This window comes from Inquilinus sp. Marseille-Q2685 (assembly GCF_916619195.1).
Lineage (GTDB): Bacteria > Pseudomonadota > Alphaproteobacteria > DSM-16000 > Inquilinaceae > Inquilinus.
Genome location: NZ_CAKAKL010000002.1, coordinates 747459 through 774355, shown reverse-complemented (window position 1 = coordinate 774355; position 26897 = coordinate 747459). Strand labels below are relative to the sequence as shown.

Below are 26897 nucleotides of genomic sequence, written 5' to 3'. Positions count from 1 at the left end.
CCAAACCGTCATTGCGAGGAGGCGCAGCCGACGAAGCAATCCAGGGGCCAATGCGTGCGGCCCTGGATTGCTTCGCTGCGCTCGCAATGACGGGATTGAAAGCCTGAAGGGGGCGTTCATGGCGTCTGGGCCTTGGGGTCGGTGACGGGGGTGGGGCCGGCCGCCACGGTCTTGCGCGGGTCGAAGGCATCGCGCAGCGCCTCGCCCATGAAGACGAGGAGGCTGAGCAGGATGGCCAGCGAGAAGAAGGCGGTGAAGCCGAGCCACGGCGCCTGCAGGTTGGCCTTGCCCTGGCTGACCAGCTCGCCGAGCGAGGCCGAGCCTGGCGGCAGGCCGAGGCCGAGGAAGTCGAGGCCGGTCAGCAGGCCGATGCTGCCGGTCAGGTTGAAGGGCAGGAAGGTGATGGTGGCGACCACGGCGTTGGGCAGCACGTGCTTCCACATGATCACCCGGTCCGGTTGGCCCAGCGCCCGGGCGGCGCGGACATAGTCCAGGTTGCGGGCGCGCAGGAACTCCGCCCGCACCACGCCGACCAGGCTCATCCACTCGAACAGCAGCATGATGAACAGGAGCGTCCAGAAGCCCGGCACGAAGAAGGACGACATGATGATCAGGAGGTACAGCTGCGGCATGCCGGACCAGATCTCGATCACCCGCTGGAAGATCAGGTCGGTCCAGCCGGCGAAGTAGCCCTGGATGGCACCGGCGAAGACGCCGATGACGGACGCGATCGCGGTCAGGGTCAGGCCGAACAGGATCGAGATGCGCAGGCCGTAGATCAGCCGGGCCAGCACGTCGCGGCCCTGGTCGTCGGTGCCGAGCCAGTTCACCGCCGAGGGCGGGGAGGGGGCGGGCTGGTCGAGGTCGTAGTTGATGGTGCGGTAGGAGAAGGGGATCAGCGGCCAGACCGCCCAGCCCTTGGCGCTGATCAGCTCGCGCACGAAGGGGTCGCGGTAATCCGCCTCGGTCTCGAACTCGCCGCCGAACGCCGTCTCCGGATAGGTCGCCAGCACCGGCACGTAGTAGTGGCCGTCATACTTGACCAGCAGCGGCCGGTCGTTGGCGATGAACTCGGCGAACAGGGTGACCAGGAACACCGCCAGGAACAGCCAGAGGGCGATCAGCCCGCGCCGGTTGGCGCGGAAATTGGCGATGCGGCGCGCGGTGATCGGCCGGATGCGGACTCCGAGGAAGCGTGGATGGGCGAAGTCCCGGCCCGAGGGCAAAGCCGCCTCAGACATTGCGGGCCTCGAAGTCGATCCGCGGGTCGATCAGGGTGTAGGTCACGTCCTGCACCAGCTTCATCACCAGGCCGAGCAGGGTGAAGACGTAGAGCGTGGCGAACACCACTGGATAGTCGCGCTGGATCGCCGCCTCGTAGCCGAGCAGGCCGAGCCCGTCGAGCGAGAAGATCACCTCGATGAACAGCGACCCGGTGAACAGCACGCCGATGAAGGCGCTGGGGAAGCCGGCGATGACGATCAGCATGGCATTGCGGAAGATATGGCCGTACAGCACGCGCCGCTCGGTCAGGCCCTTGGCCCGCGCGGTCAGCACGTACATCTTGCCGATCTCGTCGAGGAACGAGTTCTTGGTCAGCATGGTCAGGGTGGCGAAGCCGCTGATCACCATGGCGGTGATCGGCAGCACCATGTGCCAGAGATAGTCCAGGATCTGCTGGTACCAGGGCATCAGGGCCCAGCCGTCGGACGTCAGGCCGCGCAGCGGGAACCAGGCGAAGTAGCGGCCGCCGGCGAAGGTCACGATCAGCAGCATGGCGAAGAGGAAGCTGGGGATCGCATAGCCGACGACGACGGCGCCGGAGGTCCAGATGTCGAAGCGCGACCCGTCGCGCACCGCCTTGCGGATGCCGAGCGGGATCGAGATCAGATAGACCAGCAGCGTGGTCCACAGCCCCAGCGAGATCGACACCGGCAGCTTGGATTTCACGAGGTCGACCACCCGTGCGCTCTTGAAGTAGCTGCGCCCGAAATCGAAGCTCAGATAGTCGCGGATCATCAGCCAGAAGCGCTCGACCGGCGGCTTGTCGAAGCCGAACTGCTTCTCGATCTCGGCGATGAAGCGCGGGTCCAGACCCTGGGCGCCGCGATACTTGCTGGTGACGGCGCTGCCGCCGAGCTGGGAATTGTCCGCCGGGCGGCCGAAATCGCCGCCCCCGCCGCTGATCCGGCTGGTCGCGTCGGTGGCGGTGCCCTGGATCTGGGCGATCATCTGCTCGACCGGACCGCCGGGGGCGAACTGCACGATGACGAAGTTGATGACCATGATCCCGAACAGGGTCGGGATGATCAGCAGCAGGCGCCGGATGATATAGGCTAGCACGCCTCAGCCTCCCGCCCTGGCGACGCGGGTCGAGGTGAATGACAACAAGGGTTGATGATCACCGGCGCCGTCCCCTCAGGGCTTGCGGGTTGTGCTCGCTGTACCACCAGGTGGCGAAGCCGAGATTCATCTTGGGCCGCTTGTCCGGCCTGCCGAAGATGTCCCAGTACCCGATCCGGTCGACCGGATCGTAATACAGCATGATCGAATAGAACTGCCAGGTGATGTAGCGGTTGAACGCCCTGCTGGCCGCCCCCCGTTCATCCCACTCGTTCGTGGCGACCAGGTAATCGACCATCTCGTCGACGACGGGGTCGCGGGTCCCCTGGATGTTGAGTCCGCCCTTTTGGTCGGCATAGAGCGAATGCCAGCGGGACTTCTGCTCCGCGCCGGGCGGATAGGCGGGCGGCATGAAGCCGGGCAGGATGTCGAACTCGAACTCGTGCATCCGGGTCTGGAATTGCGGGACGTCCAGCAGTCTGGGCGTCGCCTGGATGCCGACGCGCCGCAGGTTCTGGGTAAACGGCAGGATCGTCTTCTCCATCTCGGAATCGAAGAAGATCATCTCGATCGAGGCGACGTCGCCGGTGGCGGTGTTGGTCAGCCGGTTGTCGCGCAGCTCCCATCCCGCCTGCTTCAGCAGGTCGAGGGCGGCCCGCATGTTCGACCGGATATTGCCGTTGCCGTCGGTGGTCGGCTGGCGAAATTCGGTGGTGAAGATCTCGTCGGGGATTCGGCCCCGGTACTTCTCCAGGATCTCCAGCTCACGGCCCTGGGGCAGGCCCTCGAACATGAACTCCGTATTGGGGAAATGCCCCTGCGCCCGCTGATAGAGCCCGTAATAGCTGGTCTTCTGCGTCGTCTCGAAATCGTAGAGGTAGTTGAGCGCGCGGCGGACACGCACATCCGAGAACAGCGGCCGGCGCAGGTTGAAGATCAGCATCCCGTAGGATTCCGGCGCCTGGGACGGAAACTCCTCCTTCTTGAAGGCACCGGTCTTCAAGGCCGGCAGGCTGTTGAAGCCGGTCGTCCATTCCTGCGGCGAGGTGATGCTCATGAAATCGAACTCGCCCGCCTTCAGCGCCTCATAGAGGACGTTGAAGTCGCGATAATACTGATAGGTGATCTGGTCGAAGTTCCCGGTCCCGATATTCTGCGGCAGATCCTTTCCCCAGTAGTCCTCGACGCGCTCCAGCGTGAAGGAGCGGCCGGGGTCGACGGCCTTGAGGCGCCGCCGGCCGCTGCCCAGCATCGGCTCCAGGATCGGCGCGCTGAAGTCGCGGGTCGACCACCAGTGCTTGGGCAGGATGGGCAGGGAGGCGACGCCCATCAGCAGTTCGGGATTCGACAGATCCTTGGCGGTGAAGCGGACGGTGCGGTCGTCCAGCACGTCGATCCGGTCGAGATACTCGTAATAGGTCGCCTTGAAATAGGGAGCCGCCTTTTCGCGGAAGGTCTCGTGAGTGAACAGGATGTCGTCCGTGGTGATCGGCTTGCCGTCGTGGAAATGCGGGCCGTCCCGCAGCCGGCAGATCAGCGAGAGCTTGTCCTCCGACTCCTCGATGCTTTCGGCGAGATTGGCGTACTCGACCGCGAGCTCGTCGAGATTGGAGGTGATCAGGGATTCGTACAGCGCGCCCATCACGACCCTGGTCCCCGTGCCGAGCGCCGAATAGTCGTTGAGCGTGTCGAAGGTGCCGCGCGTGCCGAGGATCAACTGGCCGCCCCTGGGCGCATCCGGGTTTACATAATCCCAATGCGCGAAGTTCGCGGGATACTGGGCGGGGCGGCCCAGCAGCGACAGGAAGTGGCTCGGCGGCTTGTATCCGGCCCGGACGGCGGGGGCGGCCTGGGCGAAGGCGCGGGGCCAGGGCATGGCCTGGGCCGCCGCGGCGAGCATCGAGCCCAGCGTGAACTGCCGGCGGGTGACTCTCGGATCCCTCATCGCTGGCTCCTCATCCCTGTCCGCGCTTCAACGCCGCATCCTTCGCTGGATCGATCCACCACGCGTCGGGGAAGCCTGTGCCGTAATAGGGCGGCGTCTCTGGCCGAGCGAACTTGTCCCAGAAGGCGAGGCGAGTCTTGTTCAGATAGTAGGACGGGATGATGTAGTGGCCGCGCAGCAGCACCCGGTCGAGCGCCCGGGTGGTGGCCTTGATCCTGTCGAGATCCTCATGCTCGGCGATGATCTCCTTGACCAGCGCATCGACGACCGGGTCCTTGATCCCGGCCCAGTTGCCGCTGTCCTGCTGGTCGACCGTGGTCGACATGAAATAGCCCTCCATCTCCGGGCCGGGCGGCGGGAAGAAGTTCGCCGCGATATAGATCATGTCGTAGTCGAAATCCTGCACGCGCCGCTGGTATTGCGGCGTGTCGACGATGCGGATCTCGGCCTTGATCCCCGCCCGCGCCAGATTGGCCACGAAGGGCTGGACCATCCGCTGCAGGCCGTCGTCATTATCCAGATACTCGAACCGGAAGGGCTGGCCGGTCGCGCTATTGGTCAGGGTGCCGTTCCGCACCTCCCAGCCAGCCTCCTTGAGCAGGCGCCAGGCCTCGCGCAACTGCGGCCGGATCTGGCCCGACCCGTCGGTCTCGGACACCGTGAAGGGGGTGGTGAAGATCTCTGCCGGGATCCGGTCGCCGAAGCGCTCCAGGATCGCCTTCTCCTCACCCTCCGGCAGCGGGAAATCCGTGGTACCGTAATCCGAATTCGGGAAATAGCTCTTCGCCCGGACATACTGGCTGTAGAAGACGTTCCGGTTCGTCCACTCGAAGTCGTAGAGCAGCGCGATCGCCTGCCGGACCCGCATATCCTGGAAGATCGGGCGCCGCGTGTTGAAGACGAAGCCGACGAAGCCGCTGGGGGTGTTGTCGGGCAGCAGCAGCTTCTGGACCCGACCCGACTTGACGACGTCCCGATCGTACTCCGTGGCCCAGCGCTTGGCCTGGTTCTCGGCCCAGAAGTCGAATTCGCCGGCCATGAACGCCTCGAACATCACGTCCTGGTCGCGATAATAGGTGTAAGAGATCCGATCGGCGTTGTTCTGGCCCACATTGACCGGCAGGTCCTTCGCCCACCAGTCGTCGACGCGCTCATAGGTGATGCCGCGACCCGGCTCGACCTTGGTGATCCGATACGGCCCCTCGGACAGCACCGGCTCGACATAGGATTTGGCGATGTCGCGGCCGGACGCCTCCCACCACCGCTTCGGCATCGGGCCGAAACCGCAGACTTTGCCGAGGGTCCGCCAATTGTCCCGGGTGGCGAAGTCGAAGCGGACCTGGCGTTCCGACACCAGCGTCGCCTTCTCGATATCGACCCAGAACTGCTTCAGCAGCGGGCGCGCATTCGCCTTGATGAAGTCGAAGGCGAAGACGAAATCCTCGGCCAGGATGGGGGTGCCGTCCTGCCATGTCGCCCGGGGATCCAGGGTGAACACGGCATGGGACAGGTCGTCCGGGACGGAGACGCTTTCGGCGATCATCGGATAGTAGCTGGACAGCTCGTCGCCCGAGCCGGTCATCAGGCTGCTCATGGTATTGCCGATGCCCGCGGCCCAGTCGCCGCCGACGCGGATGGTGTCCAGGCGCTCGAAGGTCCCGATCGCGGCGAGGCGGATGGTCCCGCCCTTCGGCGCCGCCGGATCGACGTATTTGAACTGCGTGAAATCCGCCGGATAGACCGGGTCGCCGAACTCTGCGAAGCTCTTCAGCGTCGTCAGGTTGCCCGCACCTGCCGCCAGCTTGGGCCGCGCCAGGGCAGGAACGCCGCCCAGAAGCGGGGCGGCGAAGCCCGTCGCCAGGGCCATCCGGCCGAATTCACGTCGCGTCAGCATGCTCTTCATCGACTTGCCCGGTTCAGCGCCGCATCTTTCGCCGGATCGATCCACCAGGTCGAGGGGAACGCGATCCCATTGGGGTCGCCGAAGCGGTGCGACGGCTGCGTCTTCGGCTGGCCGAAGCGGTTCCAGTAGGCCACCCAGGCGTCGGCCTTGCCCCATTGCGGGATCAGGTAGCGGTTCCACAACAACACGCGATCGAGCGCGCGGGTCGCAACCTGCAGCGACGACAGGTCGCGGGCGGCCACGACCTTGTCGATCAGCGCGTCCACCACCGGGTTGCGGATCCCCATCAGGTTGCCGGAGCCGTCGATGCCCGCCGCCTCGGAGCCGAAATAGGTGCGCAGTTCGCTGCCCGGCGGGGGATAGAAGGTGTAGGCGAAGATCGTGACGTCGAAATCGAAGCTCTTGTAGCGTTGCTGGAACTGCGCCGCGTCGACGATGCGCAGGCTCGCCTGGATGCCCACCTGCCGCAGCCGTTCGATGAAGGGCTGGGTCACCCGCTCGAACTGCGGTGTGTCGTCGAGGATCTCGAACCGCATCGGCTCGCCGGTGGCGATGTTGGTCATCACCCCGTCGCGCTGCTCCCACCCCGCCTCCTTCAACAGGCGCAGCGCGGTGCGAATGTTGTCGCGCATGTTGCCGCTGCCATCCGTCTTCGGCAGGGCGAAGGGGGTGTCGAACAGCGCATCCGGCACCTGGCCGCGGAACGGCTCCAGCAGCGCCTTCTCCTCGCCCTCCGGCACGCCGGAGGAACGGAAGCCCTCGGCGTTGAAGTAGCTGGTCAGCCGGTCGTACAGGCCGGAGAACAGGGTCTTGTTCACCCACTCGAAATCGTACAGCCAGCCCAGCGCCTCGCGCACCTTGGGATCGGAGAAGGGGGCCCGGCGCAGATTGAAGAAGTATCCCTGCATGCCGCGAGGATCCTCGCTGGCGATTTCGGCGCGGATGAGGCGCCCGTCGCGCGCCGCCGGGATGTCGTAGCCGGTGGCCCAGAACAGCGAGGTGAACTCCTGCCGGAAGTCGGAGTTGCCGCCCTTGAACGCCTCGAACTCGGCGTCGCGGTCGCGGTAATAGTCGTAGCGGATGCGATCGAAATTCCACTGGCCGCGGTTCACCGGCAGGTCGCGGCCCCAATAGTCCGGCACCCGCTCCCACGTCAGGGTCCGGCCGGGATCGACCGAGGCGATGCGGTAGGGGCCGCTGCCGAGCGGCGGCTCGACCGTGCCCTGGCCGACATCGCGGCCGTTCGAGGTCCACCAGTGCTTCGGCAGGACCGGCAGCGAGTTCGCCACCTGGCCGATCGGCTTGCGGGTGTTGCGGCTGGCGAAGGTGAAGCGCACCCGGCGGTCGTCCAGCGCTTCCGCGCCGGTGACGTCGCGGAAGAAGGACTTCAGGAACGGCTCGGCCTTGTCGCGCACCGTTTCCCAGCTCCACACCACGTCCTCGGCCGTCACCGGCACGCCGTCGTGCCAGCGCGCTTCCGGCCGCAAGGTGAAGATCGCCCAGGCGGCGTCGTCCGGAACCGTCACGCTCTCCGCCAGCAGGCCGTAATAGACCCCGGATTCGTCCTGGCTCTCCACCATCAGCGAATCATTGAGCAGACCGATCGACCGTGGCCATGTCGTGTCGGGGATGACGTTCAGCGTGTCGAAGGTGCCGACCGTGCTCAGCACTAGGCTGCCGCCCTTCGGCGCGTCCGGGTCGGCATAGTCGAAATGGGCGAAGCCGGCCGGGTATTTCGGCTGGCCGAACAGGGCCAGGGCATGGCTCGCCGCCGGCTCCTCCGCGCGAACGACGGCCGGGGCCGCGAGGGCGAGGACGAGCAGGAGGGCGGTGACGATGCGCATGAGGCTCCCGGGCCGGACATCCGGCGCCGCCATGGCGCCGGTCGATGGGCGGAGTCTAGGGAATCCCACGGCGCGGAATAAAGCCAAACATAAATGGAAACGGGACCGCTTTTGGCGGTCCCGCTCCGGAAAGGCAGGGCTGCGGCGATCAGCCGCCGCTCTTCGGCGCCTGTTCCGACCCGCCGGCCGGCGCCTCGCCGCCCGCCGGGGCGGCACCGCCTGCGGGGGCGGCATCCGGGCTCGGCAGCGGTGCGGGCGTGTCGGCGTTGGTGCGCAGCCAGGCGATCAGGTCGGCACGGTCCTTCTCGCTCTTCATCCCGGCATAGGTCATGGTCGTGCCCGGGATGTGCGCCTTCGGGCCGGCGAGGAACTCGTTCAGCTCCTCATAGGTCCATTTCGCGCCTTCCTCGTGCTTCTTCTTGATCGCGGCCGAGTAGTTGAAGTCTTCCTTGTGGCCCATCGGCGCGTCGACCAGGTTCCACTGGTTCGGGCCGACCTTGTTGGCGCCGCCCTTCTCGAAGGTGTGGCAGGCGGTGCAGGCCTTGGACAGCTGCTGCCCCTTGGCCGGGTCGGCGCTGGCCAGCAGCGGCGCGATCGGCGGGATCGACGGCCCGGCCTGCTCGGCGCCGGCGGCCGGCGCGGTGGCGACGGCGCTGGTGTCGACCTTGAATGCGTTTTCCTTCAGCGGTTCCGGCGAGACCAGGACGTCGGCAACGATGCCGGTCGCCATTCCGATGATGCCGGCCAGCAGGACAGCAGCGAATATTTTATTGAATTCCATGCCGGATCTCACCTCGAAGCGCGACGGCAACCTCCCCGGACGCACGACTCGATTCGGCCGTGCGGGCCCGCGGGTCTTGTAGAGGCGTTCCAATCGGTCTGGCAAGGGGCGATGTCCGGCTGCGACACCCTTTGCCGCCGCCGCGGAGGACGGCCGCGTGGCCCGTCCCGGCGATCATCCGGCGATCCGGGATTCGGCCCGGTCTTGACGCCGTCGCGGCAAGGGTGGATGACGCGGCATCATGAGCCCATCCGCCGCCTCCAACCCCATCGTCGTCATCCCCGCGCGCCTGGCCGCGACCCGCCTGCCGAACAAGCCGCTGGCCGACATCCATGGCGAGCCGATGATCGTCCATGTCTGGCGCCGCTCGGTCGCGGCCGGCCTCGGCCCCGTGGTGGTCGCCTGCGGCGACACGCCGATCGCCGAGGCGATCGAGGCGGCGGGCGGCACCGCGGTGCTGACCGACCCGGACCTGCCCTCGGGCTCCGACCGCATCGCCCAGGCGCTGCGCAGCATCGACCCCGACGGCCGCCATGACATCGTGGTCAACGTTCAGGGCGACCTGCCGACGCTGGATCCCGCCCTGCCGCGGGCCGCGGTGGCGCTGCTGGACGACCCTGCGGTCGATATCGGCACGCTGGCCGCGGTGATCGTGCGCGAGGAGGAGAAGACCAATCCCGCCATCGTCAAGGCGATCGTCGAGCGGGAGGAGGGGGCGCGGACCGGCCGCGCCTTCTACTTCACCCGGACCACGGCGCCGTCGGGCGAGGGGCCGCTGCTGCACCATATCGGCCTCTACGCCTATCGCCGGGCGGCGCTGGAGCGCTACGTGACGCTGCCGCCCGCGGCGCTGGAGCGGCGCGAGAAGCTGGAGCAACTGCGGGCGCTGACCGCCGGGATGCGGATCGACGTCGCCATCGTCGACACCGTGCCGCTCGGCGTCGACACCCAGGAGGAACTGGAGCGCGCCCGGCGCCTGCTGGCGGAAGGAACCGCGCGATGACCCGCGCCAAGAGGATCTCGTTCCAGGGCTGGCCCGGGGCCAATTCCGACATGGCGTCGCGCCAGGCCTTCCCGGATGCGGAGACGGTGCCGTGCCCGTCCTTCGAGGAGGCGCTGGCGGCCGTGCATGACGGCCGCGCCGATCTCGGCATGATCCCGATCGAGAACTCGATCGCCGGCCGCGTCGCCGACATGCACCACCTGCTGCCGGAATCGGGCCTGCACATCATCGGCGAGCACTTCCTGCGGGTGAACCACCAGCTGGTGGCGGTGCCCGGCGCGAAGCTGGCGGATATCCATGAGGTGCACAGCCATGTCCAGGCGCTGGGCCAGTGCCGGCAGTGGCTGCGGGCCCGCGGGCTGAAGCCGGTCAACCATGCCGACACCGCCGGCGCCGCGCGCATGGTGGCCGAGCGGGGCGACCCCGCCATTGCCGCCATCTCCAGCCGGCTGGCGGCGGAGATCTACAAACTGGAGATCCTGGCCGGCGACATCGAGGATGCTGAGCACAACACCACCCGCTTCGTCGTGCTGTCGCGCGACCCGGTGCGGCCGAAGCCGAACAACGGCCCGGTGATGACCAGCTTCGTGTTCGAGGTGCGGTCGGTGCCGGCCGCCCTCTACAAGGCGCTGGGCGGCTTCGCCACCAACGGCGTGAACATCACCAAGCTCGAGAGCTACATGCTGGGCGGCCGGTTCAGCCAGACCCAGTTCTACGCCGACGTCGAAGGCCATCCGGACGACCAGCCGCTGCGCTTCGCGCTGGAGGAGCTGCAGTTCTTCACCCGCAACTTCCACCTGCTCGGCGTCTACCCGGCCCACCCCTTCCGCCGCGACCCGAGCCAGATCGCTGCCGACGAGTGACGCCGGAACGGCTGGTCGGCTACTCCTCCGCCAGCCAGTCCTCCAGCAGGCGCCGGGCGATGCTGTCGCGGCGGGGCCGGCGGAACGATTCGTCGTCGACATGGCGGCGCAGCCAATCGCGCTCGAACCAGGCGGCCGATTCCAGCTCGTCCTCGTCGACCTGCAGCTCGGCGGTCACGGCGCGGCCGGTGAAGCCGACCATCAGCGACTGCGGGAAGGGCCAGGGCTGGCTGGAGTGATAGCGGACGTCGTCGACCCGGATGCCGGCCTCCTCCAGCACCTCGCGCTTGACCGCGTCCTCCAGGCTCTCGCCCGGCTCCAGGAACCCGGCCAGCACCGAATGCATGCCGGGCGGCCAGGCCTTCTGGCGGCCCAGCAGCACCCGGTCGCCGTCATGGATCAGCATGATCACCGCCGGGTCGGTGCGCGGGAAATGCTGGGTGCGGCAGTCGGGGTTGGTGCAGTCGCGGCGGTGGCCGGCGTCGCTGCTGGCCGTCGGGTGGCCGCAGACGCCGCAGAAGCGGTGGCGCGAGTGCCACCAGACCATGCCGCGGGCATAGGCCAGGAGGGCGCCCTCGTCATGCGGCAGCAGCGGCCCCACGGCGCGCAGGTCGAGGAAGCTGCCCATCCCGGCCAGAATCGGGTCCGCGGCCGGATCCGCGACGCCGCTGACATCGACCGCGAGATAGGTGACGTCGCCGTTGACGCCCAGCATCACGACCTCGGCCGCGGCCTCGCGCCACCAGGCCTCGGTCGCCGGAAGATAGGCGGCCTGCGGCGCCTCCGGCGGCCCGGCGATCAGGTTGCGGCCCTGCCATACCGGCAGGATCCGGGTGTGCTCGCTGACCGTGACGCGGGCTATCCACTCGGTGTCGCGGCGGTAGCGGCCGGCGCGGTCGAGCGACGGATGGACGTAGAAGTTCGGGCGCAGCATGTCAGGACACTGGCATGGGCCCGGCTGCCGCGCCAGAGGCCGGAAAAGCAACTGTGCCATCCGGGAAGGACGGGCTACATTGCATAAAATTGAAGGCCGAGAGAATCGGCCGGGTTCATGACACGAAGGGGGTCACGTCTATGAAGCTTTGCCGCCGGATCGGCCTCGGCCTGCTTGCCGCCACGGCTCTTGCCTTTGCCCTGCCGACCGCCGCCCAGGATTATCCGAACCGCGTCATCACCATGGTCGTGCCCTTCGCGGCCGGCGGGCCGACCGACACGGTGGCGCGGCTGATCGCCGAGCCGATGAGCAAGACCCTCGGCCAGCAGGTGATCGTCGAGAATGTCGGCGGCGCCGGCGGCACCATCGGCGCCTCGCGCGTCGCCAAGGCCGAAGCCGACGGCTACACCCTGCTGCTGCACCATATCGGGCAGGCGACCAGCGCCACGCTGTACCGCAACCTCGACTACAAGCCGGGCGAGGCCTTCGCCGGCATCGGCCTGGTCACCGACGTGCCGATGACCTTCGTCGCCCGCGGCGATTTCGAGGCGAAGTCGATGCAGGAGCTGGTGGAGTACGCCAAGTCGCACAAGGACGACGTGACGATCGCCAATGCCGGCGTCGGATCCGCCTCGCATCTCTGCGGCATGCTGTTCATGGATGCGATCGGCACGCCGCTGACCACCGTCGCCTACAAGGGCACCGGCCCGGCGATGAACGACCTGCTGGGCGGCGTGTTCGACTTCATGTGCGACCAGACCACCAACACGACCAGCCAGATCAAGGGCGGCAAGATCAAGGTCTACGCCGTCACCACCGACAAGCGGGTGCCGTCGCTGCCGGACGTGCCGACCACCACCGAGGCCGGGCTGCCCAATTTCAGGATCGGCATCTGGCACGGGCTCTACGCGCCGAAGGGCACGCCCCAGCCGGTGATCGACAAGCTCGAGGCCGCGCTGAAGCAGGCGCTGCAGGACCCGAACGTGGTCGCCCGCTTCGCCGATCTGGGCACCGAGCCGGTGCCGCTCGACCAGGCCACCCCGGCGGCGCTCGACGCCCATCTCAAGGCCGAGATCGCCAAGTGGCAGCCGGTGATCACGGCCGCCGGCGTCTACGCCGATTGAGTTCGCGTCTCCCGCCCCGCCACCGGATCCAGGAGCCGCGATGCGCCTCTCCATCCGTCATCCCAAGGACTTCTGGTCCGGGCTGATCTTCCTGGCCCTGGCGATCGGCTTCGGCTGGATCGCCCAGGGCTATTCCATGGGCCGCGCCATCAAGATGGGGCCGGGCTATTTCCCGATCGTGCTGGCCGGGATCCTGGCCCTGATCGGGCTGATCACCCTGCTGCGATCCTTCGTGCTGGAGGGCGAGGGCGTCGGCCAGTGGGCCTGGCGCGGCGGGGCGATCGTGCTGGGGGCGATGCTGCTGTTCGGCCTGCTGCTGCGCGGCGGCGGCCTCGCCGTCTCGGTGCCGGTGGTGGTCCTCGTCGGCGCCGCCGCGAGCGTCCGGTTCCGGGCGCCGGTGGCGGCCGCCGCCGCGGTCGCCATGACCCTTTTCTGCATCGCCGTCTTCATCTGGGGGCTCGGCCTGCCGATCCCCGTCTTCGGCCGCTGGTTCGGGAGCTGAGGCGACCATGGATCTCCTGCACGACCTGATCCTCGGCTTCAGCGTCGCCTTCACGCCGACCAATCTCGCCTACTGCTTCGTCGGGGTGCTGCTCGGCACGCTGGTCGGGGTGCTGCCGGGCCTGGGCCCGACCGCGACCATCGCCATGCTGCTGCCGGCCACCTTCGTGCTGCCGCCGATCGCCGCCCTGATCATGCTGGCCGGCATCTATTACGGCTCGCAATACGGCGGCTCGACCACCGCGATCCTGATCAACCTGCCGGGCGAATCGGCGTCGGTGGTGACCGCGATCGACGGCTACCAGATGGCCAAGCAGGGCCGGGCGGGCGCCGCCTTGGCCGCCGCCGGCATCGGCTCCTTCTTCGCCGGCACCGTCGCCACCTTGCTGATCGCGCTGTTCGCGCCGCCCCTGGCCGCCGTCGCGCTGAAGTTCGGACCGGCGGAGTACTTCTCGCTGATGGTCCTGGGCCTCGTCGCCTCGGTCGCCCTGGCGCACGGCTCGGTCCTGAAGGCGCTGGGCATGATCGCGCTCGGCCTCCTGCTCGGCCTGGTCGGGCAGGATGTCGAGACCGGCACGCCGCGCTACACCTTCGGCATCCCCGAGCTGTCGCAGGGCATCAACTTCGTCGCCATCTCGATGGGGCTGTTCGGCATCGCCGAGATCATCCGCAACCTGGAGGCCGAGCACCTGCGCGACGTCATGGTGCGCAAGGTCTCTGGGTTGCTGCCGACGCGGCAGGAGGCGCGGCGCATGGCCCCGGCGATCCTGCGCGGCACCACGCTGGGCTCGATCCTCGGCATCCTGCCGGGCGGCGGCTCGATCCTGTCCTCCTTCGCCGCCTATTCGCTGGAGAAGAAGCTGTCGCGCCGGCCGCAGGAGTTCGGGAAGGGCGCGATCGAGGGCGTGGCCGGGCCGGAATCGGCCAACAACGCCGGCGCCCAGACCTCCTTCATCCCGATGCTGACGCTCGGCATCCCGCCGACGCCGGTGATGGCGCTGATGGTCGGCGCCATGATCATCAAGGGCATCCAGCCGGGCCCGATGGTGATGACCGAGCAGCCGGACCTGTTCTGGGGCCTGATCGCCTCGATGTGGATCGGCAACTTCTTCCTGATCGTGCTGAACCTGCCGCTGATCGGCATCTGGGTGCGGCTGCTGAAGGTGCCGTACCACCTGCTGTTCCCGGCGATCCTGGCCTTCTGCTGCATCGGGGTCTACAGCCTCAACAACAACGTCTTCGACGTCTACCTGACGGTGGTCTTCGGCCTGGTCGGCTACATCCTGGTGAAGCTGGACTGCGAGCCGGCGCCGCTGCTGCTCGGCTTCATCCTGGGGCCGATGATGGAGGAGAACCTGCGCCGCGCCATGCTGCTGGCGCGCGGCGACGCCACGGTGTTCCTCACCCGGCCGATCAGCGCCGTGCTGCTGCTGCTGACCGTCGGCGTGCTGCTGGTGATGGTCAGCCCGGCGATCCGCCGCAAGCGCGAGGAGGCGTTCCAGGAGGAGGCAGGGTAGCGGTTCCGCCGCAACCCTTCCATGAGGGCAGGATAATGTCCGGCCATTCGGCTGGCTGAGGCGCCGGATTTGCGCTTATCTGGCAGGACATCCGTCTTCTTGCCCAGCGGTGACGCATGACCTCGCTTGCCGATCTCTCCGCCGTCGATCTCGTCGCCCGCTACCGCGACCGCAGCCTGTCGCCGGTCGAGGTGACCGAGGCGGTGCTGCAGCGGATCGAGGCCTGGGAGCCGAAGCTGCAGGCGCTGTGGGCGCTGGACCCGGCCGGTGCCCGCGCCGCCGCCAGGGAGTCGGCCGCGCGCTGGGCCGAGGGGCGGCCGCTCGGCCCGGTCGACGGCGTGCCGGTGACGATCAAGGAGAACATCGCGACCAGGGGCGTGCCGGTGCCGGTCGGCACCGCCGCGACGCCGCTGGGCCCGGCCGCCGATGACGCGCCGCCCGCCGCCCGGCTGCGCGAATCCGGCGCCGTGATCCTGGCCAAGACCACCATGCCGGATTACGGCATGCTGTCCTCCGGCCTCTCCAGCTTCCACAAGCTGGCCCGCAACCCCTGGGACCTGTCGACCAATCCGGGCGGCTCCAGCGCCGGGGCCGGAGCGGCAGCCGCGGCCGGCTACGGGCCGATCCATGTCGGCACCGACATCGGCGGGTCGATCCGGCTGCCGGCCGGCTGGTGCGGCATCGTCGGACTGAAGCCCAGCCTGGGGCGGATCCCGATCGACCCGCCCTATGTCGGCCGCGTCGCCGGGCCGATGACGCGGACGGTGGCCGACGCGGCGCTGGCCATGTCGGTGCTGGCGCGGCCGGACGGGCGCGACGGCATGAGCCTGCCGCCGGCCGACATCGACTGGTCCGACCTGGCGATCGACCCGAAGGGGCTGCGCATCGGCCTGATGATGGAGATCGGCGCCGGCCTGGGGCTGGACCCGGAGGTGGGAGAGGCGGTGACCGCCGCCGCCCGGCTGCTGGAGGCGGCGGGCGCGGTGGTCGAGCCGGTGCCGGCGATCCTGACCCGCGAGATGCTGGACGGCCTCGATGATTTCTGGCGGGCCCGGTCCTGGGACGATGTCGAGAAGCTGCCGGAGGAAAGCCGGGCGAAGATCCTGCCCTATATCCGCGCCTGGGCGGAATCGGGGGCGCGGCGTTCCGGCCTCGCCGTGATCCGCGGCTTCAACCAGACCATGGCGATCCGCAAGGCGGCCGCCGCGCTGTTCGCCTCGCTGGATTTCGTGCTGTCGCCGACCGCGCCGGTCGCCCGCTTCCCGGCGGAGTGGGCCTCGCCGGTCGACGACCCGGAGAAGCCGTTCGAGCATATCGGCTACACCGTGCCCTGGAACATGTCGGAGCAGCCGGCGGTGTCGATCAACTGCGGCTATACGCGGGCCGGGGCGCCGATCGGGCTGCAGATCGTCGGCCGGCGCTTCGACGACCTCGGCGTGCTGCGCCTGGCCAAGGCTTATGAGGATCGCCGCGGCCCGCAGCGGCCCTGGCCAGTGCTGTAAAGGCCAACGCCAGCTTCCCTCAATATCATTGCGAGGAGGCGAAGCCGACGAAGCAATCCAGGGGCCGGTGCGCACCGGCCCCTGGATTGCTTCGCTGCGCTCGCAATGACAGTGGAAAAGGGTTGCAGGCCCGAAGAATGGCTATTGATAATCACTTTCACTTGTTCCATTGGGTGCGCCCGACGCGACTCACCACTCCGGAACAGCCCCCATGATCTCCCGGCGCTTCCTCGGCCTTGCCGCCGTCCTTCTGTTCGCCGCCGGCGCAGCGTCGGCGGCTGACACGCAGACGATCGAAGACGTTGCCGGCCGTACCGTGCAGATCCCGGCCGAGGCCAAGCGGATCATCCTGGGCGAGGGGCGGCAGATCTATCTGCTGGCGGCGCTCGACACCGAGGCGCCGTTCCAGCGCGTCGTCGGCTGGCGTGACGATCTCGAGAAGGCCGACCGCGACGGCTATGAGATCTACCGCGCGAAATACCCCTTCATCGCCGACCTGCCGCGCTTCGGCGGCGCGAAGGAGGGCACCTTCGACGTCGAGCAGGCGCTGTCGCTGCATCCCGACGTGGTGGTGATGAACCTCGAATCGAAGCTGGCGACCGACGAGGGCGGGCTGATCGACAAGCTGGCCGCCGTCGGCATCCCGGTGGTGTTCATCGACTTCCGCGAGAGACCCTTCGAGAATGCCGAGAAGAGCATCCGCATCCTCGGCCGGGTGATCGGGCGGGAGGCGCGGGCGGAGGAACTGATCGCCTTCCGCCGCGCCGAGATCGAGAAGGTGACGAGTCGGCTCGCATCCTACACCGGGCCGCGGCCGAAGGTGATGATCGACCGCGCCGGCGGCTATAGCGACGAATGCTGCATGTCCTTCGGCGACGAAAATTTCGGCCGGATGGTCGAGGTGGCCGGCGGCGACAACATCGCCAAGGAGCTGATCCCCGGCACCTTCGGCACGCTGAACCCGGAGCAGATCGTGGCGTCGAAGCCGGACGTGGTGGTCGTCACCGGCAGCAACTGGACCCTCTACGAGACCGCCGGCGCCTGGGTCGGCGTCGGCCCCGGCGCCGACCGCGACGCCAGCCGCGCCCGGCTGGAGGCGCTGATGAAGCGGCCGGCCTTCACCACCATCCCGGCGACGCAGAGCGGCCGGGTGCATGCCATCTGGCATCAGTTCTACGACAGCCCCTATCAATTCGTGGCGATCCAGGCGCTGGCCAAATGGATCCATCCCGACCTGTTCGCCGACCTCGACCCGGACGCCACCTTCCGCGCCTTCCACGAGCGCTTCCTGCCGGTCGAGTACCGGCCCGGCTACTGGGTCTCGCTGACTCCCGGCTGACAGGCGGCGGCCGGATCGTCCGATCGGTCCTGTCATGAAAGCGCCACCGAGCGCCCGTAGATTGCGGACAAGCAACATGGCGGTCCGAGGTGCCGCAGCGCGTCGCGGCCCGACGGATCCGCCGGAAGGGGGCCGCCCGGGGTGGCGGCGGATCGAGGAGGGCTGAGCTCATGCCGGGACCCGTCACACCCGAATTCGTCGTCAACACCTGGAACGGCGCGTGGCAGGACAACCCGGACATCACGACGCTCGCGAACGGCAACATCGTCGTCATCTGGGATTCGCTGTACCTGGAGGACGGCCTGGACGTCCAATACGCCGCGGCCCAGGTCTTCCGCCCCGACGGCACGCCGGTCGGGGGCGAGAAGATCCTGTCGGACCTCGCCCTCGTCGCCAACTACGCCCGGATCGAGGCGCTCGAGGGCGGCGGCTTCGCGGCGGTGTGGGAAGGGAGTCCCGATTCGGTCCTGGAACGGGCCGACATCTACACCGCCGTCTATGACGACAGCGGCAACCGCGTCAGCGCGATCCAGAAGGTCAACCAGCCCACCGACGACTATTACTTCGCTCCCGAGATCGTCTCCCGCCCGGATGGCGGCTACACCGTCATCTGGTCGCGGGAAGGCATGGCCGACGGCGAACCGGCGTTTCATGGTGACAACTCCTTCGCCAGGAGCTTCTCGGCGGCCGGCGCGCCGATCGACGCCGTCTTCCAGCTCAACCAGCGGACCTTCGGCGACCAGCACGATGTGCGCGCGGTGCAGCTCTCCAACGGCAACATCGTCACGGTCTGGGAAAGCGAGTATGCCGGCCAGAGTCCGTACGGCACCCCCTCGGATCTGCGCGCGCGCATCCTCGGCCCCGACGGGCGGCCGGTCACGGCGGAGTTCGGCCTGTCCCCCGAGGCGAACGGCCCCAATGAGGGCTTCGCGCTCACCAACACGGACATCTCGGTCGCGGCGCTCACCGGCGGCCGCTTCGTCGCCACCTGGGTGGAGACGGTTCTCGAGGGCCGGCCGGATGGCGACACCGCCTTCCGGCTCTACGGCCGGATCTTCTCGGCCGACGGACGGCCCGAGGCGGCGACGTTCCAGATCAACACCTTCGACGGCGAGATCCCGGACCATTCGAGCGTGGTCGGCCTGGCGGGCGGCGGCTTTGCCGTGGTCTGGGACCAGTGGGGCCCGGACGAATTGCCGCTTCCGGACCGGCACTTCAACGAGGTGTTCGGCCAGTACTTCTTCGAGGACGGGCGCAAGGTCGGCGGCAACTTCCTGGTCAACCAGTCCTTCGTCGGCAACCAGGAGTGGCCGTCGGTCACGGCGCTGGAGACCGGCGGGTTCTTCGTGGCCTATGAGAGCGAGGGTCTCGACGGCGACGACGACGGGATCGGTGGCCGCGTGTACTCCGGCGTCACCGTGGCGACGCTGACGGGCTCCGCCGCCGCCGACCTCCTGCAGGGCGGCGCCGGCGGCGAGCGCATCCGGGGCCTCGGCGGCAACGACCGGCTGGTCGGGAACGGCGGCGACGACATCGTGACGGGTGACGCCGGCAATGACGCGCTCCGCGGCGGCGCCGGGGCCGACTGGCTCGACGGCGGCGCCGGCTTCGACACCGCCAGCTACGCCGACAGCAGCGTGGGCGTGACGGTGAACCTCGCCGCCGGCACCGGCAGCAGCGGCACCGCCTTCGGCGACCGGCTGGTCTCGATCGAGGCGATCACCGGCTCCGCCCATGCCGACGCCTTGACCGGCAGCGCCGCTGCCAACGTCTTCTCCGGCGGGGCGGGGGCGGATGTCTTCAACGGCGGGGCCGGCTTCGATACCGCCAGCTATGCCGACAGCAGCACGGGCGTGACCGTGAACCTCGCCACCGGCACCGGCAGCAGCGGCACCGCCTTCGGCGACCGGCTGGTCTCGATCGAGGCCGTCACCGGCTCGGCCCATGCCGACGCCATCGCAGGCAGCAGTGCCGCCAACACGCTCAGCGGCGGGGCGGGCAACGACGCGCTCCGGGGAGCAGGCGGGAAAGACCTGCTGACCGGCGGCAGCGGCGCCGACCGCTTCGTCTTCGCCGCCGCCGGCGACAGCGCGACGGGGATGGCCAATGCCGACCGGATCACCGATTTCAGCCATGCCCAGGCAGACAGGATCGACCTGTCGCAGATCGACGCCAATGGCAGCGGGATCGCCGGGAACGGCAGCTTCAGCTTCATCGGCACCGCCGCCTATACCGGCGTGGCCGGACAGTTGCGATACGTCCTCTCCGGCAGCGACGCCGTGATCGCCGGCGACGTCAATGGCGACAAGGTCTCCGACTTCAACATCGTGCTCAGCAACGTCGGCAGCCCGCAGGCTGCCGACTTCGTGCTGTAGCGCGAGAGTCGCCGTTCCAAGTTTGGCCGGACGGCCTCCCCGGTTTGGCGACCGTCTTCCTAAGTTTCGAGGGATGGGCGCGCGCCGGCGGCCGACAACAGCCACGGCTCGCCGCGCAGGCGCAGGAGGACTTCCATCCGGTTGGCGGCACTGAACTTGCCGAGCACCGCCGACACCTGGTGCTCGATCGTGCGCGGCGACCGCGACAGGCTTCGGGCGATTTCCTTGTTGCTCTTGCCCTCGGCGATCAGGGCCAGCACCTGCTGCTCGTTCTGTGTCAGGCCCAGCGGATGATGGCGGGCGGCCGTATAGGGTCCGCGACGCGCCTTCGGCAGCTGGACCGCGACACCCAGGCGCTGGGCGAGCTTTCGTGCCAGCGCGGCCGCGGACCGCGCCTCGATCGCCTCGAGCATGGTCACCGCGCCGGCCAAGGCCGTCCCCGCATCGGTGCCCCGGACCTGCATCAGGGAGAGCGCCGCCTCGTAGGGGAGGCCCAGCCGTGTCCATTCCGCCGCGGCCGCGGCCGGATCGCCGCGGAGCTCGAGCGACCGCGCCTCGAGGATCCGCACCCCGGGCGCCGGCGGCGCCTCCGCCATCCCGCATCGTCGCCACCAGACCGCCAGCTCGCCGACGTCCCAGGGGCTGAAGGCGTCGAGGCCCATCGCCGCGAGAGCCTTCAGCTGTGCGCGGCCGGCGTCGGGATCCTCGGCGAGCCAGGCGGCTTCGGTCAGCGCCAGCCGGACCGGTATGATCCGCTGGGGCTCGCCGGTCGGCGATCCTTCCTCGAGCGCCTGCTGCAGCAAGGCAGGGCCGTCGGGCTGGCCCAGCCGCACGCGCACCCTGCCGAGCGCCGTCAGGGCCGGCAGATGCATCACCACCGGCAGGCGTTCCAGGCTCATGACCCCCTGGGCGATGGTCTCCGCCTCGCGGAAGCGGCCCTGCTCCAGGCGGAACTGCGCCTGCCGGCCGAGCAGATACTGGGCCGCCGAATCGAGGTCGTGCCGGCTGCAGAAGGCGATGCCTTCGGCCAGCAGCCGTTCGGCCAGGGCGAAGTCCTTCGACACCACCGCATATTCGGCGAAGTTGGTGTAGGCCCGCGCCGCATGGTCGTGGAACCCGTGCTCGAGCGCCAGCGCGAGGCCTTCCTCCAGTCGCTCGCGGCCGCCCGGCCGGCCGGCGAAGAGAAGCGCGGTGCCGACATTGTTCAGGGCGTGGACGCGCGTCTCGATCTCGCCCAGCCGGTCGGCCAGCGCGATCGCGCGCAGGCCCCAGTCGACGGCCTCGTCGAAGCGATAGTGCAGCATGTGGAGCTGCGAGCGCGTGCTGTAGGCCATGGCCAGTTCCGGCCCCGGCGGCATGCCTTCGACCTCGCGCACCGCCTCGTTGGCGAAATGCTCCGCCTGCTCGCCTTCGCCGCGGCGCCAGTGCAGCCGTGACAGCCAGCGCAGGTTGAGGGCGACCTTGTCGATCCGCCCGAGGTCGCGCCAGATCGCAATGGCGCGGTGCCGCGCTTCGATGATCTCGTCATAGACCAGCAGCACCAGCCCGGCCTCGTAGGCCCAGTCCTCGTAGAGCTGGGCCGCCAGCGCCTGCGGCGCCTGCGCGACATAGGTGAGGGCCGTGGCCAGGTGCGAGGCCGCTTCGCGATGCGCGCCCATGCGCGAGGCCTGCGCGGCGGCCTGCGGCGCGAGCTCGAGCACCCGCGCACCGTCGCCGGCCCCGGCGGCGTGGTGCATCCGGCGGGAGAGCAGGGCGCTCGCCTGGGCCGTCAGGAGCCTCGATATCGCCGCGTCCATCTTGGCATGGAGCGACCGCTGCAGGCTTGGTGACAGCCGATCGAGCGTCGCCTGCCGGGCCAGGTCGTGGCGGAACGTCAGGGCGCCCTTGCCGTCCCGCCGCAGCAATCCGCGGGCCACGCACTGGTCCGCCAGAATCTCGGCCTCGCCGCCGAGTAGCGCCCGGATCAGCCCCGGTTCGGCACTTCCCGGAATGATGCTCATCAGGTCCAGCACCTCGCGCTCGCCGGCCGTCAGGCGCGACAGGCGGGACCACACCGCGTCGCGGATGGAATCCGGGATCTGACCCAGCTCGAACTCCCGGCTCGCCAGCAGCTCGGAGACGAAGAACGGGTTGCCTTCGGTGATGCGGTGGAGATCCGCGGCGGCGCGGCCCGCCTGCTCCGCCAGCGCGGCGACCGCTCCGGGAGACAGCGGCTCGAGCCTGATGCGGGTGACCGAGGCCGGCTGCAGGTCGCCACGCACATGCGTCAGGGGATGGTCGGCGTCGACCTCGTCGCTGCGGGCGCTGAGCACCATCATCGTGTGCAGGACGGAGATGCGGCGGCCCAGGTATTTGATGAGATCGAGCGTCGCGTTGTCGGCCCAATGCACGTCCTCGAAGACGAGCACCGTCGTGCCCTCCGCGGCCTGGAGGGCGCTCAGCAGTGCCGGAAACAGCCGCTCGGGCGCCGACGCCTGGTCGAGCAGGGCCGCCACGCGCGGGTCGAGCGACCGCGCCATGTCCTGCAGGGGGCCGAGCGGGCGCGGCGTGAACAGCGCCTCGCACCAGCCCCACAGCACCCGGCAGCTTCCGCCCGCACGGTCCGCGAACTCCTGCAGCAGGGACGTCTTCCCGATGCCGGCCTCACCTTCGAGCAGCACGGTGCGGCCGACGCCCGCCGCAGCGCTTCGGGCGGCCGCCAGCAAGGCTTCCAGTGGACCCTCTCGCTCGAGCAGCATCGGGCGCAACCGTCTTCAGGCTCCTGGCGAGCATACCGCGCCGGGGACGGCTTTGGCACGCCTGAGGACGGCCGTCTTCCGGCGATGGCGGCCGGGTCCGCTCTGCTCGCCGCATCCATTCACGGGCCGCGGCGGCAACAAGGCCCCGCTCCGGGCGGGGCCTTGCCTCCAGTCTCGGGACGCCCGGCCGCGGTCAGGCGGCCAGCGCCGGTGCGATCAGGGTCACCGGCGCGGCCTCGACCTCATGCCACTGGCCCTTGTCGTCGAGATAGCGATACGAGGCCGTGCCCGACTTCCAGTCCGGCGTCAGCGTCATCCGCAGCTCGACATTGGGCGGGATCACCGGCCCGATCCCGCCATGGGGCGGCCAATGGATCGGCGGATACCCGGTCAGCACCACCAGCAGCAGGGACGGCGCCGGCGGCAGCGTCGGCAGCTGGCTGTAGTTCCCCTGGAGCGTCGTGGGGATGTCGAGCGGCGGGCTCACCGCCTGGGTGATGCGGCCGAGGCCGTTGATCCGCTTCGTCGGCGTGTCGACGACGAGGTCCAGGGTGAACAGCTTCCCGCCGGGCCGGCTCTCGCCGATCCGGTAACTGGCGTGAAACAGCCCAACGCTCTCGGTACCTGTAGCCTTGCTCATGGACGTGTCCCTTTTTGTCTGCTGGTGGATCGGGCGTTCGGCCGGGCCGTCAGCCGGCCAGCCGCTGCACGTAGCTGTCGCTCTGCTCCGCCGGGATCGCCTCGACCGGCACGACGCGGTCGCCGTTCGAACCTGAGACGATGATCTTCGGCACGTACTGGCCGGGGAAGCTGCCTCTGACCACATAGGGCGTGGTGCCCTGGCCGAGGGGGCCGGTCCAGCCCATGACGTCGATCTTCAGGCCGCCGACCCAGTGCGGGTCCCGGACCAGGGTGATGCCGGTCGTGTAGTTCGGGGCATTGCCCTGGACCTCGACCAGGAACACGCCGAAGCCGTCCGGGCGCTGGACGAAGCTGGCCTTGGCGGTGTCGAACGGTTCGCTCTGATAGAAACCCATGACGGTTCTCCTGCTGTGACGGGCACTCGGGCGTCGACAAGGGCGCAGCAGCCCGGTGCAAGGGGGACAGGGTGGCCCGTCCGGCCGGTTCTGGCCGGCAAGCATTTCCCCGGGGAAATGACGCGCCGCACGCGCTGCGCCGGTCCACGGGATCGCGGGCCGTCGAATTTCATTGTGATCCACGACATGTCGGGGCGGCCGCCCCGACAGAACTCGATCCGGACGACGATCGCCCGAGCCCCTTTGGCTGCCGGCCTCCGGTCATGCTCGAAACTCTCATCGGCCCGATCGGCCGCCCGGCCTCGCAATTCCGGGGTTGGCATAAAGTAATATTCAGACGTTGCTGTCTTTAATCTCTATCGCTCAGCTTATGTTCCTATTTGCGCATGGCGATGTTCAGACCTGTGACCGGGATGTGAACCGCCATTTGCATCGCAATATTCAGAGCGCCGTCCCGCGGCCGCCCGAGGATGATCGGACCGTGTCCCGGGGATGGCGTGGCTCAGGCAGCGGCTTGGTCCAATGGTGCTGATCGGAAGGAGGGGCCGCGCCGGCGCTCCGCAGAGGGATGAGCTGACGCGGCCCCCGGCGAATGGCCTTCAGCCGATCTTCACGCTCATCCCGCCATCGGCCATCACCACCGAGCCGACCATGAAGCTGGCGCGGTCCGACGCCAGGAAGGCGACGACCTCGGCGATCTCCTCGGCTCGCGCCGCGCGGCCGATCGGGGCCTTGCGGCCGTGATCGGCCAGGAACTCCGACCCGTTGTCCATCTTGCCGGCCCAGATGTTGGTGACCACGTCGCCGGAGCCGACCGCATTGACACGGATGCCGTGCTCGATCGCCTCCAAGGCCAGGGTGCGCGTCAGCTGCACCAGGGCGCCCTTCGAGGCGGTGTAGGCCGCGATCTGCGGGAAAGCGAAGTAGGCTGCGTAGGAGGCGATGTTGACGATCGCGCCGCTGCGGTTCGGGATCATCGCCTTCATCGCCTCCCGCGAGTGGAGGAACGCACCGGTGACGTTCACCGACATGATCGCGTCCCAGTCCTCCCGCGTCATGTCGACCACGAGCTTGCTCATGATCCGCGCCGCGTTGTTGACCAGGATGTCGAGCCTGCCGAACGTCTCGACAGCGAGCGCCACGGCTTTTTGGGCGCTGTCCTCCTTCGAGACGTCGGCCACCAGCGGCACGATGCCCGGCCCCGCGAGGCGTTCGACGTCGGGATTGATGTCTTCAGCCACCACCTTGGCGCCGCGGGCGTGCAGAAGCTCCGCGATGGCGCGTCCGATGCCGCTGGCGGCGCCGGTCACGATGGCGATCTTTCCTTCGACATCGGTCGCGGGGGAGGTGTTCATGATCGGGTCTCCTTGCTTGATCTGCCGGCCAGGGAGGCAGGGCCGTCCGTCGCCGTGCCACAAACCTGGGAGGAGACGACGTCCCGATTAATCTGCCGTATCCGGAAAAGGTTCTTTAGGTTGACCGACATAAATCCGAGTGGCAGCCGACGAGCCCTATGAAAGCCAGCGGGACCAACGATCTTCGTGCCTTCGTGGCGGTTGCCGAGCAGGGCAGCTTCTCGAAGGCGGCCGAGAGGCTCGGGCTGTCGCCGTCATCGCTCAGCCAGATCATCCGCGCGTTGGAGGAACGCCTCGGCGTCCGCCTGCTGCAGCGCACGACCCGCAGCGTGGCGCTGACCGAGGCCGGTGAACGGCTGCTGCTGCGCATCCGGCCTGCGCTCGATGAGCTCGACGCCGCCCTGCGGGATGTCGGCCATTTCCGTGACCGGCCGGCCGGCCTCGTGCGCGTGCGGTGCCTGAGGCTGGCGTTCCGAACCTATGTCGAGCGGATCCTCGCCGCGTTCCACGACGCCTATCCGGAGATCACGCTCGACATCCTGGTCGATGACGCCATCGTCGATCTTGTCGCCGGCGGCTTCGATGTCGGGTTCACGCTCGGCGAGGTGCTGGAGAAGGACATGGTCGGCGTGAAGCTCGGAGCCGAGATCCGGCAGATCGCGGTGGCCGCGCCGAGCTACATCTCCAGGCATGGCCGCCCGGCCACGCCCAAGGACCTGCATGGCCATAACTGCATCCGTTGGCGCTGGCCGGGACGCAGCCTGCCGTACAACTGGGAGTTCTTCAGCAACGGCACTTGGGTCGAGGTGGAGGTCGACGGGTCGCTGATCGTCAGCGAACAGCAGATGGCCATCGACGCGGCCGTCGAGGGGATCGGCATCGCCTTCTGGGTCGAGCATGCCGTACAGCCTTTGATCGACGAGGGGAAGCTGGTGCCGCTGCTGCAGGACCACTCGGCTCCGTTCCCGGGCCTCTATCTCTGCTATCCGCGGCAGCGCCAGATGGCTCCGGCGCTGCGGGCGTTCATCGACTTCGTCAAGGCGAGCGCCGTGACGCCGTGAGGTCGTCCGAGGCCGTACGGCTCCAGGCCGGCGGGAAACGGGCCCCTCCGGTCGGTCGCCGCATGTCTGCCTCCGAGATGACGGCGCTGGTCGTGGCGCGCATATTTGTCCGGCATTGACAGGCGGCTGATCCCGGGTCCAGTGTCTGTCCACAAAATGGATAGTATGTCCATAATGTGGACAAAACGGAGGAAAGCGTCATGCCAACCGACGCTGACACCAAGCGGATGCCCTACCAGTATCCGAACCCGCCCGAAGCGCTGCGGGATATCGTCGTGCCCCATGCCGTGCCGCAGGACGAGCGGGTCTGGGTGCCGCAGGCCGAGAACGTCTGGTTCCGGCCGCTCTGCCTCAACATCTCCAGCGGCTACTGGATGAACCTGCTGCGGGTGCGGAAGGCCGGGGTGCTCAGCCGCCACCGCCATCCCGGGCCGGTGCACGGCTTCGTGCTGAAGGGCAGCTGGCGCTACCTGGAGCACGACTGGATCGCCACCGAGGGCAGCTACGTCTTTGAGCCGCCGGGCGAGACCCACACCCTGGTGGTCGACGAGGACGTCGAGGAGATGATCACCTATTTCCAGGTCAACGGCGTCATGTACTACGTCGACCCCTGGGGCAAGCACACCGGCTACGAGGACGTGTTCACCAAGCTGGATATGTGCCGCAAGCACTACGCCGAAGCAGGTCTGGGCGCCGACTACGTCGATCAGTTCATCCGCTGATCGCGCCGCC

At 68.5% G+C, this 26897-nt stretch carries 21 protein-coding genes; 10 read left to right on the top strand and 11 right to left on the bottom strand.

The features are described 5' to 3' along the window. Nucleotides 1-116: 116 nt before the first annotated feature. The 6 genes from LG391_RS12715 to LG391_RS12690 form a co-directional block, all read right to left on the bottom strand. Nucleotides 117-1241: an ABC transporter permease gene (locus tag LG391_RS12715; protein WP_225768375.1), complete on the bottom strand. Its 1125-nt coding sequence runs from the start codon at nt 1239-1241 to the stop codon at nt 117-119. Further along, nucleotides 1234-2343 carry a microcin C ABC transporter permease YejB gene (locus LG391_RS12710; RefSeq protein WP_225768374.1) on the bottom strand — a complete coding sequence of 370 codons (1110 nt, stop codon included), beginning with the start codon at nt 2341-2343 and terminating at the stop codon, nt 1234-1236. The genes LG391_RS12715 and LG391_RS12710 overlap by 8 nt, the downstream gene beginning before the upstream one ends. A 58-nt stretch (nt 2344-2401) precedes the next feature. Beyond that, entirely contained in the window at nt 2402-4288 is a 1887-nt protein-coding gene (locus LG391_RS12705; protein WP_225768373.1) for an extracellular solute-binding protein, read from the bottom strand. A 10-nt stretch (nt 4289-4298) separates the two neighbouring features. Beyond that, nucleotides 4299-6182 (bottom strand): extracellular solute-binding protein, encoded by a 1884-nt coding sequence (locus LG391_RS12700; RefSeq protein WP_225768372.1) that lies wholly within the window; start codon nt 6180-6182, stop codon nt 4299-4301. Between the two features lie 5 nt (nt 6183-6187). Further along, a complete protein-coding gene (locus LG391_RS12695) occupies nt 6188-8035 on the bottom strand; it encodes an extracellular solute-binding protein (RefSeq protein ID WP_225768371.1) in 1848 nt (615 codons plus the stop codon). Nucleotides 8036-8183: 148 nt separating this feature from the next. Then, complete coding sequence (locus tag LG391_RS12690) at nt 8184-8816, bottom strand: cytochrome c family protein (RefSeq protein ID WP_225768370.1); 633 nt, start codon at nt 8814-8816, stop codon at nt 8184-8186. Between the two features lie 241 nt (nt 8817-9057). Here LG391_RS12690 and LG391_RS12685 point away from each other — a divergent pair, with 241 nt between their 5' ends. Next, nucleotides 9058-9819 carry a 3-deoxy-manno-octulosonate cytidylyltransferase gene (locus LG391_RS12685; RefSeq protein WP_225768369.1) on the top strand — a complete coding sequence of 254 codons (762 nt, stop codon included), beginning with the start codon at nt 9058-9060 and terminating at the stop codon, nt 9817-9819. Next, nucleotides 9816-10682: a prephenate dehydratase gene (locus LG391_RS12680; RefSeq protein WP_225768368.1), complete on the top strand. Its 867-nt coding sequence runs from the start codon at nt 9816-9818 to the stop codon at nt 10680-10682. The genes LG391_RS12685 and LG391_RS12680 overlap by 4 nt, the downstream gene beginning before the upstream one ends. 19 nt (nt 10683-10701) lie before the next feature. On the opposite strand, the gene nudC is transcribed toward LG391_RS12680, so the two are convergent. Then, entirely contained in the window at nt 10702-11616 is a 915-nt protein-coding gene (gene nudC / locus LG391_RS12675; protein ID WP_225768367.1) for an NAD(+) diphosphatase, read from the bottom strand. A gap of 140 nt (nt 11617-11756) precedes the next feature. Here nudC and LG391_RS12670 point away from each other — a divergent pair, with 140 nt between their 5' ends. The 6 genes from LG391_RS12670 (at nt 11757) to LG391_RS12645 (ending at nt 19974) form a co-directional block, all read left to right on the top strand. Continuing rightward, the gene (locus tag LG391_RS12670) at nt 11757-12740 is read left to right on the top strand and encodes a tripartite tricarboxylate transporter substrate binding protein BugD (RefSeq protein ID WP_225768366.1); all 984 of its coding nucleotides are present in this window, start codon (nt 11757-11759) and stop codon (nt 12738-12740) included. 40 nt (nt 12741-12780) lie between these two features. Then, nucleotides 12781-13242 carry a tripartite tricarboxylate transporter TctB family protein gene (locus LG391_RS12665; RefSeq protein ID WP_225768365.1) on the top strand — a complete coding sequence of 154 codons (462 nt, stop codon included), beginning with the start codon at nt 12781-12783 and terminating at the stop codon, nt 13240-13242. Between the two features lie 7 nt (nt 13243-13249). Further along, nucleotides 13250-14758, top strand: coding sequence for a tripartite tricarboxylate transporter permease (locus LG391_RS12660; protein WP_225768364.1), 1509 nt, complete (start codon nt 13250-13252; stop codon nt 14756-14758). 116 nt (nt 14759-14874) lie between these two features. Beyond that, nucleotides 14875-16260, top strand: a complete 1386-nt coding sequence (locus tag LG391_RS12655; RefSeq protein WP_225768363.1) for an amidase — start codon at nt 14875-14877, stop codon at nt 16258-16260. 211 nt (nt 16261-16471) lie between these two features. After that, nucleotides 16472-17599, top strand: a complete 1128-nt coding sequence (locus LG391_RS12650) for an ABC transporter substrate-binding protein (RefSeq protein ID WP_225768362.1) — start codon at nt 16472-16474, stop codon at nt 17597-17599. Nucleotides 17600-17769: 170 nt separating this feature from the next. Continuing rightward, nucleotides 17770-19974, top strand: coding sequence for a calcium-binding protein (locus tag LG391_RS12645; RefSeq protein WP_225768361.1), 2205 nt, complete (start codon nt 17770-17772; stop codon nt 19972-19974). A 59-nt stretch (nt 19975-20033) separates the two neighbouring features. Here the strand turns inward: LG391_RS12645 and LG391_RS12640 are convergent, their stop codons facing one another. From LG391_RS12640 to LG391_RS12625, 4 genes are all read right to left on the bottom strand, one after another. Then, a complete protein-coding gene (locus LG391_RS12640) occupies nt 20034-22712 on the bottom strand; it encodes an AAA family ATPase (protein WP_225768360.1) in 2679 nt (892 codons plus the stop codon). A gap of 193 nt (nt 22713-22905) precedes the next feature. Beyond that, nucleotides 22906-23352 carry a DUF1842 domain-containing protein gene (locus LG391_RS12635; RefSeq protein WP_225768359.1) on the bottom strand — a complete coding sequence of 149 codons (447 nt, stop codon included), beginning with the start codon at nt 23350-23352 and terminating at the stop codon, nt 22906-22908. A 49-nt stretch (nt 23353-23401) separates the two neighbouring features. Continuing rightward, nucleotides 23402-23749: a hypothetical protein gene (locus LG391_RS12630; protein ID WP_225768358.1), complete on the bottom strand. Its 348-nt coding sequence runs from the start codon at nt 23747-23749 to the stop codon at nt 23402-23404. 599 nt (nt 23750-24348) lie between these two features. Beyond that, complete coding sequence (locus tag LG391_RS12625; protein WP_225768357.1) at nt 24349-25104, bottom strand: SDR family NAD(P)-dependent oxidoreductase; 756 nt, start codon at nt 25102-25104, stop codon at nt 24349-24351. A 158-nt stretch (nt 25105-25262) separates the two neighbouring features. Here LG391_RS12625 and LG391_RS12620 point away from each other — a divergent pair, with 158 nt between their 5' ends. Then, a complete protein-coding gene (locus LG391_RS12620; protein ID WP_225768356.1) occupies nt 25263-26165 on the top strand; it encodes a LysR family transcriptional regulator in 903 nt (300 codons plus the stop codon). 200 nt (nt 26166-26365) lie between these two features. Continuing rightward, nucleotides 26366-26887: a 2,4'-dihydroxyacetophenone dioxygenase family protein gene (locus tag LG391_RS12615; RefSeq protein ID WP_225768355.1), complete on the top strand. Its 522-nt coding sequence runs from the start codon at nt 26366-26368 to the stop codon at nt 26885-26887. Nucleotides 26888-26897 lie beyond the last annotated feature (10 nt).

What these genes read in the sequence shown, in the direction of transcription:
- LG391_RS12630 (WP_225768358.1), bottom strand. Translation starts at nt 23,749, where the DNA reads ATGGGTTTCTATCAGAGCGAACCGTTCGACACCGCCAAGGCCAGCTTC.
- LG391_RS12685 (WP_225768369.1), top strand. Translation starts at nt 9,058, where the DNA reads ATGAGCCCATCCGCCGCCTCCAACCCCATCGTCGTCATCCCCGCGCGC.
- LG391_RS12700 (WP_225768372.1), bottom strand. Translation starts at nt 6,182, where the DNA reads ATGCTGACGCGACGTGAATTCGGCCGGATGGCCCTGGCGACGGGCTTC.
- LG391_RS12660 (WP_225768364.1), top strand. Translation starts at nt 13,250, where the DNA reads ATGGATCTCCTGCACGACCTGATCCTCGGCTTCAGCGTCGCCTTCACG.
- LG391_RS12645 (WP_225768361.1), top strand. Translation starts at nt 17,770, where the DNA reads ATGCCGGGACCCGTCACACCCGAATTCGTCGTCAACACCTGGAACGGC.
- LG391_RS12650 (WP_225768362.1), top strand. Translation starts at nt 16,472, where the DNA reads ATGATCTCCCGGCGCTTCCTCGGCCTTGCCGCCGTCCTTCTGTTCGCC.
- LG391_RS12625 (WP_225768357.1), bottom strand. Translation starts at nt 25,104, where the DNA reads ATGAACACCTCCCCCGCGACCGATGTCGAAGGAAAGATCGCCATCGTG.
- LG391_RS12695 (WP_225768371.1), bottom strand. Translation starts at nt 8,035, where the DNA reads ATGCGCATCGTCACCGCCCTCCTGCTCGTCCTCGCCCTCGCGGCCCCG.
- LG391_RS12715 (WP_225768375.1), bottom strand. Translation starts at nt 1,241, where the DNA reads ATGTCTGAGGCGGCTTTGCCCTCGGGCCGGGACTTCGCCCATCCACGC.
- LG391_RS12655 (WP_225768363.1), top strand. Translation starts at nt 14,875, where the DNA reads ATGACCTCGCTTGCCGATCTCTCCGCCGTCGATCTCGTCGCCCGCTAC.
- LG391_RS12670 (WP_225768366.1), top strand. Translation starts at nt 11,757, where the DNA reads ATGAAGCTTTGCCGCCGGATCGGCCTCGGCCTGCTTGCCGCCACGGCT.
- LG391_RS12640 (WP_225768360.1), bottom strand. Translation starts at nt 22,712, where the DNA reads ATGCTGCTCGAGCGAGAGGGTCCACTGGAAGCCTTGCTGGCGGCCGCC.
- LG391_RS12705 (WP_225768373.1), bottom strand. Translation starts at nt 4,288, where the DNA reads ATGAGGGATCCGAGAGTCACCCGCCGGCAGTTCACGCTGGGCTCGATG.
- LG391_RS12690 (WP_225768370.1), bottom strand. Translation starts at nt 8,816, where the DNA reads ATGGAATTCAATAAAATATTCGCTGCTGTCCTGCTGGCCGGCATCATC.
- LG391_RS12620 (WP_225768356.1), top strand. Translation starts at nt 25,263, where the DNA reads ATGAAAGCCAGCGGGACCAACGATCTTCGTGCCTTCGTGGCGGTTGCC.
- LG391_RS12680 (WP_225768368.1), top strand. Translation starts at nt 9,816, where the DNA reads ATGACCCGCGCCAAGAGGATCTCGTTCCAGGGCTGGCCCGGGGCCAAT.
- LG391_RS12635 (WP_225768359.1), bottom strand. Translation starts at nt 23,352, where the DNA reads ATGAGCAAGGCTACAGGTACCGAGAGCGTTGGGCTGTTTCACGCCAGT.
- LG391_RS12665 (WP_225768365.1), top strand. Translation starts at nt 12,781, where the DNA reads ATGCGCCTCTCCATCCGTCATCCCAAGGACTTCTGGTCCGGGCTGATC.
- LG391_RS12615 (WP_225768355.1), top strand. Translation starts at nt 26,366, where the DNA reads ATGCCAACCGACGCTGACACCAAGCGGATGCCCTACCAGTATCCGAAC.
- nudC (WP_225768367.1), bottom strand. Translation starts at nt 11,616, where the DNA reads ATGCTGCGCCCGAACTTCTACGTCCATCCGTCGCTCGACCGCGCCGGC.